The organism is Duganella rivi (assembly GCF_009857435.1).
Taxonomy (GTDB): domain Bacteria; phylum Pseudomonadota; class Gammaproteobacteria; order Burkholderiales; family Burkholderiaceae_D; genus Rugamonas; species Rugamonas rivi.
Genome location: NZ_WWCK01000009.1, coordinates 89,405 through 103,837 on the forward strand (window position 1 = coordinate 89,405; position 14,433 = coordinate 103,837).

General features: G+C 61.7%; 12 protein-coding genes. 8 read left to right on the forward strand and 4 right to left on the reverse strand.

The window, feature by feature from the left end:
- Positions 1–61 precede the first annotated feature (61 nt).
- From rfbF to GTP45_RS26860, 8 genes are read left to right on the forward strand one after another with little or no spacing between them, the layout of a single operon-like run.
- A complete protein-coding gene (rfbF, locus tag GTP45_RS26825) occupies positions 62–835 on the forward strand; it encodes a glucose-1-phosphate cytidylyltransferase (protein ID WP_161016894.1) in 774 nt (257 codons plus the stop codon).
- The gene (gene rfbG, locus GTP45_RS26830; RefSeq protein WP_217363401.1) at positions 817–1,908 is read left to right on the forward strand and encodes a CDP-glucose 4,6-dehydratase; all 1,092 of its coding nucleotides are present in this window, start codon (positions 817–819) and stop codon (positions 1,906–1,908) included. Before rfbF ends, rfbG begins: the two co-directional genes overlap by 19 nt.
- Before the next feature lie 19 nt (positions 1,909–1,927).
- Entirely contained in the window at positions 1,928–3,256 is a 1,329-nt protein-coding gene (gene rfbH, locus GTP45_RS26835) for a lipopolysaccharide biosynthesis protein RfbH (protein WP_161016895.1), read from the forward strand.
- A complete protein-coding gene (locus GTP45_RS26840) occupies positions 3,249–4,319 on the forward strand; it encodes an NAD-dependent epimerase/dehydratase family protein (protein WP_217363400.1) in 1,071 nt (356 codons plus the stop codon). Before rfbH ends, GTP45_RS26840 begins: the two co-directional genes overlap by 8 nt.
- Positions 4,319–5,140 (forward strand): transketolase, encoded by an 822-nt coding sequence (locus GTP45_RS26845; protein WP_161016896.1) that lies wholly within the window; start codon positions 4,319–4,321, stop codon positions 5,138–5,140. Before GTP45_RS26840 ends, GTP45_RS26845 begins: the two co-directional genes overlap by 1 nt.
- Complete coding sequence (locus GTP45_RS26850) at positions 5,137–6,039, forward strand: transketolase family protein (protein ID WP_161016897.1); 903 nt, start codon at positions 5,137–5,139, stop codon at positions 6,037–6,039. Before GTP45_RS26845 ends, GTP45_RS26850 begins: the two co-directional genes overlap by 4 nt.
- Before the next feature lie 8 nt (positions 6,040–6,047).
- Positions 6,048–7,586, forward strand: coding sequence for a glycosyltransferase (locus GTP45_RS29240; protein WP_161016898.1), 1,539 nt, complete (start codon positions 6,048–6,050; stop codon positions 7,584–7,586).
- A 28-nt stretch (positions 7,587–7,614) separates the two neighbouring features.
- On the forward strand, positions 7,615–8,667 hold the full coding sequence (locus GTP45_RS26860) for a putative sugar O-methyltransferase (protein ID WP_161016899.1): 1,053 nt from the start codon (positions 7,615–7,617) through the stop codon (positions 8,665–8,667).
- Positions 8,668–8,868: 201 nt separating this feature from the next.
- Here GTP45_RS26860 and GTP45_RS26865 read toward each other — a convergent pair whose 3' ends face one another.
- The 4 genes from GTP45_RS26865 to GTP45_RS26880 form a co-directional block, all read right to left on the reverse strand.
- On the reverse strand, positions 8,869–9,654 hold the full coding sequence (locus tag GTP45_RS26865) for a glycosyltransferase family 2 protein (protein ID WP_161016900.1): 786 nt from the start codon (positions 9,652–9,654) through the stop codon (positions 8,869–8,871).
- A 13-nt stretch (positions 9,655–9,667) separates the two neighbouring features.
- Positions 9,668–11,038, reverse strand: coding sequence for an HlyD family type I secretion periplasmic adaptor subunit (locus GTP45_RS26870; protein WP_161016901.1), 1,371 nt, complete (start codon positions 11,036–11,038; stop codon positions 9,668–9,670).
- Positions 11,011–13,161 (reverse strand): peptidase domain-containing ABC transporter, encoded by a 2,151-nt coding sequence (locus GTP45_RS26875; protein WP_161016902.1) that lies wholly within the window; start codon positions 13,159–13,161, stop codon positions 11,011–11,013. Before GTP45_RS26875 ends, GTP45_RS26870 begins: the two co-directional genes overlap by 28 nt.
- Before the next feature lie 123 nt (positions 13,162–13,284).
- Positions 13,285–14,202, reverse strand: a complete 918-nt coding sequence (locus tag GTP45_RS26880; protein ID WP_161016903.1) for an RpnC/YadD family protein — start codon at positions 14,200–14,202, stop codon at positions 13,285–13,287.
- Positions 14,203–14,433: the final 231 nt, after the last annotated feature.

The following is a 14,433-nucleotide window of genomic DNA, read 5'->3' on the forward strand; positions in this document are numbered from 1 at the left end:
AATACCTGCGGCATCGCGGATAATAGCCCTGCGCCTACGCATCACACACAACGGGGAACCCATGAAAGCAGTCATATTGGCAGGTGGTCTGGGCACACGGCTCAGCGAAGAGACCACGGTCAAGCCGAAGCCAATGGTTGAGGTCGGCGGTAAGCCCATCCTCTGGCACATCCTGAAAAGCTATTCCTGCCACGGCATCAACGATTTCGTGATCTGCTGCGGCTATCGCGGTTACGTTATCAAGGAATTTTTCGCCAACTACTTCCTGCACACGTCGGACGTCACGTTCGACTTGCAAAAGAACAGCATGGAAGTCCACGAACGCCACGCCGAACCATGGCGCGTCACCCTGATCGATACCGGCGCTGACACCATGACCGGCGGCCGCCTCAAGCGCGTGCGCGAACACGTGGCCAAGGATGAAGCGTTCTGCTTCACCTACGGCGACGGCGTCTCCGACATCGACATCGGCGCTTCCATCGCCTTCCACAAGCAGCACGGCAAGCTGGCCACCATGACTGCGGTGCAGCCGCCGGGCCGCTTCGGCGCGGTCGATATGGACGGCAGCAAGATCCTGAGCTTCAAGGAAAAACCGCAAGGCGACGGCAACTGGGTCAACGGCGGCTACTTCGTGCTGTCGCCAAAAGTCATCGACCTGATCGACGACGACAGCACCGTCTGGGAAAAGGGCCCGATGGAAGCGCTGGCCCAGCAAGGCGAAATGCACGCCTTCCACCACCACGGCTTCTGGCAGCCGATGGACACGCTGCGCGACAAGGTCTTGCTCGAAGGCCTGTGGGACGCTGGCCAAGCGCCATGGAAACGCTGGCCATGACGCCTTCGTTCTGGCAAGGCAAGCGGGTTTTCCTGACCGGCCATACAGGTTTCAAAGGCAGCTGGCTCAGTCTGTGGTTGCAGCAACTGGGCGCGCACGTCACTGGTTTCGCGCTGGAAGCGCCGAGCAAACCGAGCTTGTTCGACGTGGCGCAAGTCGGCAGCGGCATGACCTCCATCATCGGCGACATCCGCGACGGCGCGGCCTTGCAAAAGGCCATGCAGGTCGCCAAGCCGGAGATCGTCATCCACATGGCGGCGCAAGCGCTGGTGCGCTACTCCTACGCCAACCCGGTTGAAACGTATGCCACCAACGTCATGGGCCTGGTCAACTTCTTTGAAGCGGTGCGCAACACGCCCGGCATCAAGGCGGTGGTCAACGTCACCAGCGACAAGTGCTACGAGAACAAGGAATGGGCCTGGGGCTACCGCGAGAACGAGCCTTTCGGCGGCTACGACCCATACAGCAACAGCAAGGCCTGCGCCGAGCTGGTGACGGCCGGCTACCGCTCGTCCTTCTTCAATCCTGAAAAACATGCCGAGCACGGTGTGGCGCTGGCCTCTGGCCGCGCCGGCAATGTAATCGGTGGCGGCGATTGGGCCGAAGACCGCCTGATCCCCGACATGGTGCGCGCGATTGCCGCCGGCAAGCCGGTGCGCATCCGCAGCCCGCACGCGATCCGCCCGTGGCAGCACGTGCTGGAACCGCTGTCGGGATACCTGACCTTGGCCGAACACCTGTACCAGCACGGCCCGGCGTTTGCTGAAGGCTTCAACTTCGGCCCGCACGACATCGACGCCCGCCCGGTCGAATGGATCATCGAGCGCCTGTGCCAAAGCTGGGGCGACGGCGCTGCGTGGGAATTGGACTCCGCGCCGCAGCCACATGAGGCACACTATCTCAAGCTCGACTGTTCCAAGGCCCGCGCCCGCCTGCACTGGCAGCCGCGCTGGCACCTCGGCCATACCATCGACATGATCGTTGCATGGCACAAGGCACAGATGGCGGGCGACGATATGCGCGCGCTGACGCTGGCCCAAATTAATACCTATCAAAACACCCAGTACCTCTAAGACATCTAAGGCAGCAATCATGAGTGAAGCACAAAGCAAGGAACAACTCCGCGAACAGATCATCAAGCTGGTGGCCGAATACGGCGCACTGGCTAGCGTGCCGAAAGCCTTCGAGCCGGGCGTCACCGTGATTCCGCCGGCCGGCAAAGTGGTCGGCGCGCCGGAAATGGAATTGATGGTCCACGCTTCGCTGGATGCATGGCTGACCACCGGCCGCTTCAACGACCAGTTCGAAGCCAAGCTGGCCAAGCTGATCGGCGTGGATTACCTGATCACCGTGAACTCGGGCTCGTCCGCCAACCTGGTGGCCTTCAGCGCCCTGACCTCGCCTAAGCTGGGCCCGCGCGCGATCCAGCCGGGCGACGAAGTGATCGGCGTTGCCGCCGGTTTCCCAACCACCGTCAACCCGATCATCCAGTTCGGCGCGATTCCGGTATTCGTGGACGTGGAACTGGGCACCTACAACATCGACGTCACCAAGCTGGAAGCGGCGATCTCGCCGAAGACCAAGGCCATCATGCTGGCCCACACCCTGGGCAACCCGTACAACCTGGAAGTCATCACCGCCATCTGCAAGAAATACAATCTGTGGCTGGTGGAAGACTGCTGCGACGCGCTCGGTTCTACCTACAACGGCAAGATGGTCGGCACCTTTGGCGACATCGGCACCATGTCCTTCTATCCTGCGCACCACATCACCATGGGCGAAGGCGGCGCGGTGTTCACCAACAATGCCGAGCTGAAAATGATCGCCGAGTCGTTCCGCGACTGGGGCCGCGACTGCTACTGCCCACCGGGCAAGGACAATACCTGCGGCAAGCGCTTCTGCCAGTGCTTCGGCACGCTGCCGGCCGGCTACGATCACAAGTACACCTACAGCCACCTGGGCTACAACCTGAAGATCACCGACATGCAAGCTGCTTGCGGCCTGGCGCAGATCGACCGCGCACCGGATTTCATTCAAGCCCGTAAGGACAACTTCGCTTACCTGAAAGACCGTCTGCAATCGTGCGAGGAATTCCTGATCTTGCCGGAAGCCACCGAGAATTCCGACCCATCGTGGTTCGGCTTCCCGATGACCTTGAAGCCGGAAGCCAACGTCTCGCGCGTGGACTTGCTGACCTATCTGGATCAACACAAAATCGGCACCCGCCTGCTGTTCGCCGGTAACCTGACCCGCCAGCCGTATATGCAGGGCCGCAACTACCGCGTATCCGGCGATCTGACCAACACCGACCGCGTGATGAACGACACCTTCTGGATCGGCGTGTTCCCAGGCCTGACCCGCGAGATGCTGGACTTCACCGTGCTCAAACTGGAGCAGTTCTTCGGCGTCAACTTTGACTAAGGCTGCTATGTCGTCCGCTTACCGTCCCGGCGTTGATGCTGCTGATGCAGCACTGATGCTGGAACAAACGCCGCCGGCCGTGTGGGAAGCCCTGCGCGGCCAGCGTCTGTTCATCACCGGCGGCACCGGCTTCATCGGCTGCTGGCTGCTGGAAGCGCTGCTGTGGGGCCACGAGCAGCTGGGCCTCGGCTTGCACCTCACCGTGCTGAGCCGCCGTCCTGACGCGTTCCGCGCCAAGGCCCCGCATCTGGCCAACCACCCTGCCGTCACTTTGCTGGCGGGCGATAGTTCCGACCTGTCTTCAGTACAAGGTCAATACGACATCGTGCTGCACGCCGCCACCGACGTGGTCAGCCCTTCGGCCGACCCTTTGGCGGTCTACAACGATATCGTCAACGGCACGTCGCAAACGCTGAAGCTGGCCGAACGCAGCGGCGCCAAGCGCTACCTGCTGACCAGCTCCGGCGCGGTCTACGGCGCGCAGCCAGTCGGCCTGACCCACGTTGACGAAAGCTACACCGGCGCACCCGATCCGTCCGCGCCCAACAGCGCCTACGGCCAAGGCAAGCGCGTGGCCGAGTGGCTGGTCGCGTGCCAGCGTCAACGCCAGCCGGAATTGCAAACCCGCATCGCCCGCTGCTTCGCCTTCGTCGGCCCTTACATGGCGTTGGATGCGCAATTCGCCATCGGTAATTTCATCCGTGATGCACGCAATGGCGGCACCATCCGCATCGGCGGCGACGGCACGCCATACCGCACCTATTTGTATGCGGCCGACCTCGCAGTCTGGCTGCTGACCTTGCTTGTGCAGGGCGACCACAAACCGTACAACGTCGGCTCGGATGAAGAAATCAGCATTGCCGAGCTGGCGCACAAGGTTAACGCCGCACTGGGCGACCGTGCGACCGTCGAGATCGCCCGCGCGCCGTCCGGTGCGCCGCCGAGCTACTATGTCCCTGCCGTGCAGCGCGCCCGCGAACTGGGCCTGCGCCCGTACACCAGCCTGGCCGATGCGATCACCCGCACCGCCGGCTGGGCCGCACCACACACCGGAGTTCTCTGATGTCCAACATTCCCGAAACCAGCCAGGCGCTGGCCCTGCGCATTCGCCAGACCGCGCTGACCATGTGCTACAACAAGAAGGCCTCGCACCTGGGCGGTGCTTTCTCGGCCGCCGACATGCTGGCCGTGCTGTACCACGACGTGATGGCTTCGCGCCCGTCCGAGCCGCGCTGGGCCGAGCGTGACCGCCTGTACTACAGCAAAGGCCACGCCTGCACCGCGCTGTACGCCGTGCTGGCTGAACGCGGCTACTTCCCGCGCGAAGATCTCGACACCTTCACCGATAACGGCAGCCTGCTGACCTCGCACGTCAACCACAAGGTGGCCGGCGTAGAACTGTCTACCGGCAGCCTCGGCCACGCATTGTCGGTCGCTTGCGGCGTTGCACTGGCAGGCAAGCGCAAGGCCAGCAGCTGGCACAGCTACGTCATCGTCAGCGACGGCGAACTGGACGAGGGCTCCAACTGGGAAGCCATCCTGTTCGCGCCGCACCACGGCCTCGACAACCTGACCCTGGTGGTGGACTACAACAAGATCCAGAGCTTCGGCAGCACTGCCGAAGTGCTGAACCTCGACCCGCTGGCCGACAAGTTCAAGGCCTTCGGCTGGGACACCGTGGAAGTGGACGGCCACGACCACGCGGCGCTGGCTGCCGCGCTGAGCAAGCAAGGCCGCACCGCCAACAAGCCGCGCGCCGTCATCGCCCACACCATCAAGGGCAAGGGCGTGGACTTCATGGAAGGCCAACTGGCGTGGCACTACAAGTCGCCTAACAAAGATCAATACGAACAAGCCATGGCCCAACTACAGGTGCAAGCATGAGAACCACCTTCATCAACACCCTGCTGCAACTGGCGCGCAAGGATAGCTCGATCTTCCTGCTGTGCGGCGACCTCGGCTACTCCGTGCTGGAACCGTTCGCGCAGGAATTCCCGGATCGCTTCCTCAACGTCGGCATCGCCGAGCAAAACATGATGGGCCTGGCTGCCGGCCTGAGCATGGAAGGCTACACCGTCTTCACCTACTCGATCGGCAACTTCCCGACCCTGCGCTGCATGGAGCAAATCCGCTACGACGTCGCTTACCACGATGCCAACGTGAAAGTGATCGCAGTCGGCGGCGGCTATGCCTACGGCCCGCTGAGCACCTCGCACCACACCACGGAAGAACTGGGCATGCTGCGCACGATTCCGGGCATGGTGGTGACCGCGCCGGGCGATCCGTCGGAAGTGGAGAGCATGACTGCCTTCATCGCCAATCACAAAGGCCCGTGCTACATGCGCCTCAACAAGGCCGGCGAACCGCGCCTGCACGCCGAGCCTCCGGCATTGACTCTTGGCGGCAACGTGCCGGTGCTGCGCCGCGACGGCGCCAAGCACGCCGTGCTGGCGACTGGCGATATGGTCGGTGCCGCCGCGCGCCAGATCGAGCAGCAGCAGCTCGATTGCGATCTGTACAGCTTCCCCTTCGTCAGCCCGATCGACGCTGAACAGCTGCGCACTATCGCCGCAGCCTATCCGCGCCTGACCACGCTGGAAGAACACCAGGCCAATGGCGGCTTCGGCTCGGCCATTCTGGAAGGCCTGCACGACCTGCACTCGGCCGGCAAGCTCGATAAGCTGCCTACCGTGCGCCGCATCGCCATTCCAAATACTTTTGTCAGCGTGGCCGGCAGCCAGGATTACCTGCGCCAAGCCATGGGCCTGACCCTCTCCGCTTAAGGCCCCGCATGGACAACCCGCGCATCCTGCTGTCGATCTGCATCCCTACTTTCAATCGCGGCGCCTTGCTGCGCAACACGCTGGAAAGCATCGTCACCCAGGCCGAGTTCGCCGAGGGCGAGGCCGAGGTGGTGATCTCCGATAACTGCTCTACCGACGACACCGAGGCGCTGGTCGCGCCGTTCGTGCAAGCCTATCCGGGCAAGGTAATCTACCACCGCCACCCGGAGCCGATCTGGGCCGATTCTAATTTCGAAGCGGTGCTGAAGATGGGCCGTGGCGCCTTCATGAAGCTGCATAACGACAACCTGATGCTGATGAACGGCGCGCTGGGCGAGCTGCTCAAGGTAGTGCGCGTGACCGAGGCCGAGAAGCCGGTCATCTTCGTCACCAACGGCACCATGAACGCCGGCAATCCGATTGAAGCGCTGGCCAGCATGAACGACTTCGTGCGCCGCGTGTCCTTCATCTCGACCTGGATCGGCGGCTTCGGCATCTGGCGCGAGCAGTTCGAGGCCATGCCCGACTTCGCCCGCTACGCCAAGCTCAAGCTGGTGCAGACCGACGTGGTGCTGCGCCTCCTGGCACAAGGCCGCCGCGCCATCGTGCTGTACCAGCCGTACTTCGCGATCCAAGGCGTGGGCCGCAAGGGTGGCTACAACATTGCCGAGGTATTCGGCCAGAACTACCTGTACATCCTCAAGGCCCACCTGCTGACCGGCATGCTGGACAAGGACGTCTACGAGGCCGAGAAGAAAGCCATCCTGCTGCGCCACATCATCCCGTGCTACTTCGACGATAACAACGACTTCCACCGCACCGGCTTCTTCCCGTACCTGCAGGATTACCTGTACGACGATTACTTCCACCACGCGGTGGAAAACCTGATCGCCCATCCGCCGAAAGCCGCGGCTGCCGCTGCGGCACCGGCTCCTGCGCCAACGCCGCAAGAACAAATCGCCCAGTACTGGCGCAACATCAACCCGCACAACAGCACCAGCATGACGGCGGCCGGCCCGGTCAACCTGGCCAAGGTGACCTGCGGCCGCCGCACCTACGGCGACCTGCACGTGATCGGCTACGGCCGCGAGGCTGAAGGCCTGACCATCGGCAGCTTCTGCTCGATTGCCGGCTCGGTGAAATTCATGCTGGGTGGGAATCACCCGTACAAAGGCTTCTCCAGCTTCCCCTTCCTGGTGCACTACTTCGGCGTGCAGCTGGAGTCGGTGACCAAGGGCCCGATCGTGCTGGAAGACGACGTCTGGATCGGCTACGACACGCTGGTGCTGTCGGGCGTGACCATCGGCCGCGGTGCCGTCATTGCAGCCGGCAGCGTGGTGACGCGCGATATTCCGCCATACAGCATCGCCGGCGGCAACCCGGCGCGCGTGATCAAACAGCGCTTCCCGCAGGAAGTGATCGACAAACTGTGCAAGGTGGACTACTCGCGCCTGAGCGACGACGCCATCCTGCGCAACCGCGAGATTTTGTACCAAGAGCTCACTGCCGAGAACGCCGACGCCATCTTGGCCAAGCTGTTCGGTTAAGTCCCATCCATACCAGAAAGGACGTACCATGCATTTGTCGATAGAAGGCGGATTTGACGACCGTCGCGTAACTGCCGATCCGGCCATCATCGAGCGCGTGATGAAGGCGTACCAGCGATCCAAGGAAGTCCAGCAAGGCGCCGCCGAGGTCTACCAGGTAAGCCACATGTGGCTGCCGATCTACAGCGGCTACATGGGCGAAGTGATGGACGTCATGGCGCGCCGCGATGCCGAGGCGCTGGGCCGCATCTACGCCAACTTCTTCCGCGAGAGCTGCAGCGTGGGCATCCACGGCCTGCCGATCGACATGGCGGCCAACTTCTTCAACGTGCCGGTGATCAGCGATGAGAGCAAAGGCAAGTACGTCGAAGACATCATGCACCGCTTCAACATCTGGCTGAGCTCGATGGGCAAGGCCTTGCCGCTGGACGTGCTGGAAACGCCGGTAGTGGGCAATCCTTACGGCTTCTACATCGACGGCAAGTTCTACCGCCACGGCGTCGACTACCAGCACTACTACGCCACCGCGATCAGCCGCCTGACCCGTAGCAAATCGCACCGTACCGTGCTGGAACTGGGCGGCGGTTTCGGCGGCCTCGGCTACTTCCTGCTGCGCGACAACCCGGATCTGACTTACATCGACGTCGACCTGCCGGAAAACATGGCGCTGACCGCCTACTACCTGCTGAACGCTTGCCCGGATAAAAAAATCGCGCTGTACGGTGAAGTGGATTTGAAAACGGCCGACCTGAGCCAGTACGACGCCATCGTGCTGCCGAACTTCGCGATAGCCGAACTGCCGTCCGGCACGGTAGACCTGTGCTTCAACTCCTACAGCCTGGCGGAAATGTCGCTCGATACGGTGGACAACTACATCGCCCACTTCAACCGTTTGGCGACCAAGTACATCTACCACATCAACCACACCCGTATCCCGCCGGTGAAGGCTGATGAATTCCCGATCGACTACAGCAAGTTCGAACTGGTGTCGCGCGCGCCCGCCATGTGGAACATGGGCCGCAACAAAGAGATGGACGAGTTCGAGTACATCTACAAGGCCAAAGACCTCAGCTACGCCTGATTCGGGGTCAGCTCTGTCATTTGGACACGCGCGAGCGATATTTGAGAAATATCAATACGCTCGCGCTAATTTCACACTCGATTTTCGGGGCGAACAAATCCCCCGCCGAACTTAGACTCCACGAACATTTCGGAAGATATTGATATTTCTCAAACAAGGTTCACGCGTGTCCAAATGACAGAGCTGACCCTGAATTGGGGATTAGAAATACTCGAGGCCGAGGACGATGCCGGCGCTTGCCATCAGCGATTGGCGGGTGAGCCGGGTCTGCATGTTGGGCGCGGGATGCTTGCGGTACAGTTGCAGCATCACCTCGACAATCTTGTCGTCGCGTGAATTGCCGCGGCGCATATTCTCCGGCGCGGTCGCGGCGCTTTTGTGGATGACCACGCCGTCAGTGGCGTAGTGCACCAGCGAGCGGCCGTGCATGGCCGCCAGCAGGAAGTCCCAGTCTTCGTAGATGATCAGGTCGGTCTCGTTGCGCACGCCTTGCAGCACGTCGCTACGGTAGGCGATGCAGCTGTTCGGGATGCGGTTGCGCACGTACACGCTGTCGAAGGTTACGTCGGCGATCGACACGCTCTGGCCGCCCGGCAGCGGCGTCGGCGGGTACACGGTGCGGTCTTCGTTCTGGATCTGGAAATCGCAGAACAGCATCTCCGGCTTGTCTTTCAGCAGCCGCGCTTTCAACTTGGCGAGGTGATCCGGGCGGTAGGTGTCGTCATCGTCCAGGAACAAGATGTATTCCGAATCGGCAATCGCCAGCCCGAGGTTGCGGCTCGCCGCCGGGCCCGGCACGCCGGTGGCCCGCAGCACGTAGTCGAAGCGCTTGTCGAGCTGGGTCAGCTCCTGGTACGGCGGCAGGTAGCCCGGTGAGTCCGAGACGATCACCACCTTGAAATCCTGGCAGGTCTGCGCGATCAGCGAATCGAGCGTGCGCTTCAGCAGCAGCGGCCGCTCGTGGGTCGGGATGATGATGGTGAACACGGAGCTTCCTCGTTTATGGTTCGCGGATCGATTCGTCCAGCGCGCGCGTCAGCGGGAACAGCAAGTAGGACATCACGGTGCGATGGCCGACCACCACTTCCGCCGTCACGGTCATGCCCGGCATCAGCTGGGCGCCCTTGGTCAGCTTGCGCAGCTTGCCGGTGTAAGGGATGCGGCTCAGGTAGTACTGATCCAGACCGCCGCCGCCCTTGTCGGCACTGTCGCGCTTGAAGGAGTCTTGGCTGATGAAGCGCACTTTACCATCCAGCATGCCGTGTTCCTGGAAGTTGAAGGCGTCCACTTTCAGGTGCACCGCCGCACCCGGCTTGATGAAGCCGACATCCATGGAATCAATCTGCACTTCCGCTTCCAGTTCCGCGCCCAGCGGCACGATGGTAAACAGCGGCTCGGCTTCGCGCACGATCGAGCCGACCGACAGCTTGCCGATCTCCAGCACCACGCCGTCAGCCGGCGCCACCATTTGCACCGCCTTGTGGCGCTTGTCGGCCTTGGTCAGCTGCTCGTTGATGCCGTCGCGCTCGCGCGTGGCGTTCAGCAGGTCTTCCATCGACTTTTGACGCCAGCTTTTCTCGAACGCGGCGCGCTCGGATTCGGCCGAGGCCAGCTCGCGCGACATCTCGATCGATTTATTGCGCTGCAAGTCCATGTCGCGCTCGACTTCCAGGCGGCGATCGCGCGCTTCCAGCAAGTGCATCTTGGCGCCGAACTGCTCGGCCATCAGTTGCTCTTGCATGGCTTCCACTTCGCGCAGCGATTTCACGCGCTGGGCCAGGATCGATTGGTCGTGCTTGTTGGTCTCGAGGCCAGCTTTCAGGCGCGCGATGTTTTGATCCATCTTGTTCTTTTGCGCTTCGTAATTGGCCTTGCGCTCGCTCGACAGCTGGGCTTGCAGCACGGCGTCATCGCTCGAAGCTTTGCCGGTAACGGCGCCAGCTTTACCCGACAGTTCCGCGCGCAGGCCGGCCGCCTGCGTGTCGAGCGAGTCGAGGCGCACGCGCAGCTGGGTTTCATCGGCCGCGGTAAAGGTCGGATCCAGCGTCGCCAGTACCTGCCCTTTCTTGACGATCTGGCCGACGCGCACGTCGATGCTCTGGATGATGGAGGTATCGAGCGGCTGCACCACGATATTCGGCAACGGATTGACCAGCTTGCCGTGGGCAATCACGATCTTCTCCACCGGCGACACGCAGGCCCAGATGATAAAGCACACAAAGGCCAGCAGCATCGTGTGCAGCGTCAGGCGCACCGCTCTCGGCAGCGGGCCGCGCTCGATGGCGTCGGCGTCCGGCAGGAAGTCGATCTCAGTCTCGTCCTTCTTGCCGCGCTTGAGGAGTTTTAAAGGTGACTTGTTTGCTGGTTCCATAAGTGCTGGTAAGTTTCGCTACGGGTGAGCAGTTCTTCGTGGCGGCCGGAGTCAACCAGCGAGCCCTGGTGCATAACCATGATGCGGTCGGCGTCGACCAGCGTGGACAGGCGGTGCGAAATCATCACCACCGTGCGCCCCACGGCAATCTTGGACAGGTTGTTGATGAAGATGGCTTCCGATTCCGGGTCCAGCGCCGAAGCGGCTTCGTCCAGAATCAGAATGCGTGGACGCGACACCAGGGTACGCGCGATCGACAGGCGCTGCTTCTGGCCGCCGGACAAGTTGGTGGCGTTTTCTTCCAGCACCGTGTCGTAGCCTTGCGGCAGGCGCTCGATGAATTCGTCGGCGCCGGCCGCTTGCGCGGCGGCCACCAGTTCTTCAAAGGTGGCGTCCGGCTTGGTGACGGACAGGTTCTCGCGCACCGTGCCGCGGAACAGGAAATTCTCTTGCAGCACCACGCCGATCTGGCGGCGCAGGTGCGACAGTTCGATCTCGCGCGCATCGATGCCGTCAAAGCGCACCAGGCCTTCCTGCAACGGATACAGGCCCTGGATCAGCTTGGTCAGCGTGGTCTTGCCGGAACCGGAACGGCCAACGATGCCGACCACCGTGCCTTCCTGGATCGTGAACGAAGCCTTGTTCAGCGCCAGGTTCTGCGCGCCCGGATAGCGGAACACCACGTTGTCGAATTTGATTTCGCCTTGCAGCACCGGGCGCAGGCCATTGCCGCCGGGACGGCCTTCCGGCGCGCGGTTCATCACCTCGCCCAGCATCTTCACCGACAGCGCGGTTTCCTGGTAGTCGTTGACCAGGCCGACGATGGAAATCAACGGCTGGGTCACGCGGCCGGACAGCATCTGGAAGCCGATCAGCGCGCCGACCGACAAGGTGCTGTCAAACACCTCGGCCGCACCGACGATGATGATCACCACCGGCAGCAGCTTGCCGAGGAAGTCGGTCACCGAGTTGCCGGCCATGGAAATCTGGCCGACGCGGAAGTGCATGGTAATCGCCTCGGCCGAACGCTGATCCCACACGCGGCGCTGGGTCGGCTCGATCGCCAGCGCTTTCACCGTGCGCATGCCGTGGATCACTTCCACCAGCATGCCCTGGCGCTGGCCTTCGGCCGCGTACAGCGCGTTGAGGCGGCGCTGGAAGGCCGGCACCATGGCCATCACGATGCCGCCGATCATCGCCGCAAACAGCAGCACGATCAGGGTCAGCTTGAACGAGTAGCTGAACAGGATAGGAATGAACACCACCAGCGCGATCAGGTCGAGGCCGGTCATGAACAGGCGGCCGGTCAGGAAGCTGCGGATTTTTTCCAGCTGCTGCATGTGGCGCGTGACCACGCCGGCGCTGGTGGTTTCAAAGAAGTCGATCGGCAGCGACAGCAGGTGCGCGAACACGCGCCGCGTCAGGCGCATGTCGATCTTGTTGGAGGCGGCCAGCGTCAGCGTCTGGCGCAGGAAGCCGAAGGTGGAGTCGAAGATCAGCGCCATCACGATACCGACGCCCAGCACTTGCAGGGTAGTCACGCTTTGGTGCGTCAGCACCTTGTCGATCACCAACTGGAAGAAGATCGGCGAGGCCAGTGCCAGCAGCTGCATGGCAATCGCGGCGATGAAGATGTCGCGGAACGCGGCTTTTTGTTTCAGGATTTCCGGGATAAACCAGCGCAGGCCGAACGGCTGATTCGGATCGGTGAGCTTGTGCTGACGTTTGACGAAGATCACATCGCCAAACCAGTGCTTTTCAAATTCGCTGCGCGCCACCAGCACCACTTGCGCATTGGCGGCGGCCGGGTTGAGCACGGCGGCCTGGTCTTCGGCGCCGTTCTCGCCGACCTTGACGCCCACCACGATGATCATGTTGCCGTTGTCCAGCTTGGCCATCAGCGGGAACACGCCGCCTTGCGCCATCAAGCGCGACCAGGTCAGCTTGTCGGCCTTGGCTTTCAAGCCGATATCCGAGGCGATCCGCAGCAGTGCACCGGTGGTCGGCTCCTCCGCACGCAACGCGTTTTCGTCGATGATGTGCTCAGGATTGATTTGCAGACCATGATGCTGCGCGATGGCAGTCAGACACTGAATCGCGGTATGGGGGAATTTATCTTGCATAGGCCCGAAAAGGTAAAAGCTTGCAGTAGCGCACTATTGTGCCAGCCTTGGGATTCTAACCCAGCACAACGGTTCCCGGCGCCTTTTCTGTTGCAGAAACACAGGCCTAATTACCGTCCTATTTCAGCTAAACACTTGCTTCAGCGATTGCGCCTGCGGTAGCGTATCGCTCCACTCACCGATCTGCGTCATAGTAGCCTTGGCCAGCTTGTGCCTTACGGCCTTGGGCAGGGGGCCGAAGCGCTGCGTGAGCAAACGCTCCAGCACGAAAGCAGCACCTTCCTTACGGCCTTGTTCCAGGCCTTGTTCCAGGCCTTGTTCCAGGCCTTGTTCCAGGCCTTGTTCTAGCCCTTGCTCCAGGCCCCTCTGAATGCCTTTGTCGATGAACGACTGCTCTAATGGACTGATCCACTTCATTTTGCGTTCCTCCTCCATCTGAACAATCGCTTGCCAGTAGCGTAGCTGATGCGGCTCAGGCAGGGCCATCATCCAGTTAATCACATCGAACATCATCATTATGCGCTGCTTACTCCAGCCATGTTGATACAGTAGCTCGGTCGACTCTAGTTTCGATGCAAAAAGCTGATCGGGATCACGGCCGGCCTGCTGCGTGCGCCAATGCGCCAGCGCGAGTAAAGCAAACGGGTTATCCGACGCCAGCAAGGCATCGCTGCGGCCGGCGTAATCAAGCAGCTTGGCCGTGGCAAAGGAGATACCCATCACCGTACCCAACAACTCGTTGTGGAAGGCGCACGGACGCCAATAGGGATCATCGTCGGCCAGCACGACCAAGCTGGCCACCGGCTGCCCATACTCTCTAAAAATGCGATAGTTGTAGTCCAGCACGCGCAAGGCCAGCGAGTTATCACGCTGTGCCTGCACTTCGATGTGAATCAGCACCCATCGCACGCTACCGTCATGCAGGCACACCTCGAACAGCTTGTCGCCCACCAAGCCGCTCGGGGCATCGCCGAAGCCTACCCTCACCAGTTCCTTGTCGCGGGAGCGCGGCCGCTTCTTCCAATTGATTTGACGGCTCATCTCGGGAAAAAAGAACGCCATGAAGTCATGGAAAGCGCGCGTTATTGCTGTTTTCCATGGCATATCGTAGCGGGCTGGTGGGCTGGTATTTGGCATATCCCAGTCTACGTCCGCCGCCTGCCTGGCCATTTTGACGAGTGACAAGATGCGGCCCATTGCTAGCGATTCGGGAAGCAAAAAAAAAACGGCAAGACCCGTAGGTCTTGCCGTTCCTGGTGCTAGCTGAGGCGG

Excerpts from the sequence above, each read along its gene's own strand:
- GTP45_RS26880 (WP_161016903.1), bottom strand. The coding sequence starts at position 14,202 with ATGAGCCGTCAAATCAATTGGAAGAAGCGGCCGCGCTCCCGCGACAAG.
- GTP45_RS26850 (WP_161016897.1), top strand. The coding sequence starts at position 5,137 with ATGAGAACCACCTTCATCAACACCCTGCTGCAACTGGCGCGCAAGGAT.
- GTP45_RS26875 (WP_161016902.1), bottom strand. The coding sequence starts at position 13,161 with ATGCAAGATAAATTCCCCCATACCGCGATTCAGTGTCTGACTGCCATC.
- GTP45_RS26845 (WP_161016896.1), top strand. The coding sequence starts at position 4,319 with ATGTCCAACATTCCCGAAACCAGCCAGGCGCTGGCCCTGCGCATTCGC.
- GTP45_RS29240 (WP_161016898.1), top strand. The coding sequence starts at position 6,048 with ATGGACAACCCGCGCATCCTGCTGTCGATCTGCATCCCTACTTTCAAT.
- GTP45_RS26860 (WP_161016899.1), top strand. The coding sequence starts at position 7,615 with ATGCATTTGTCGATAGAAGGCGGATTTGACGACCGTCGCGTAACTGCC.
- rfbH (WP_161016895.1), top strand. The coding sequence starts at position 1,928 with ATGAGTGAAGCACAAAGCAAGGAACAACTCCGCGAACAGATCATCAAG.
- rfbG (WP_217363401.1), top strand. The coding sequence starts at position 817 with ATGGAAACGCTGGCCATGACGCCTTCGTTCTGGCAAGGCAAGCGGGTT.
- GTP45_RS26870 (WP_161016901.1), bottom strand. The coding sequence starts at position 11,038 with ATGGAACCAGCAAACAAGTCACCTTTAAAACTCCTCAAGCGCGGCAAG.
- rfbF (WP_161016894.1), top strand. The coding sequence starts at position 62 with ATGAAAGCAGTCATATTGGCAGGTGGTCTGGGCACACGGCTCAGCGAA.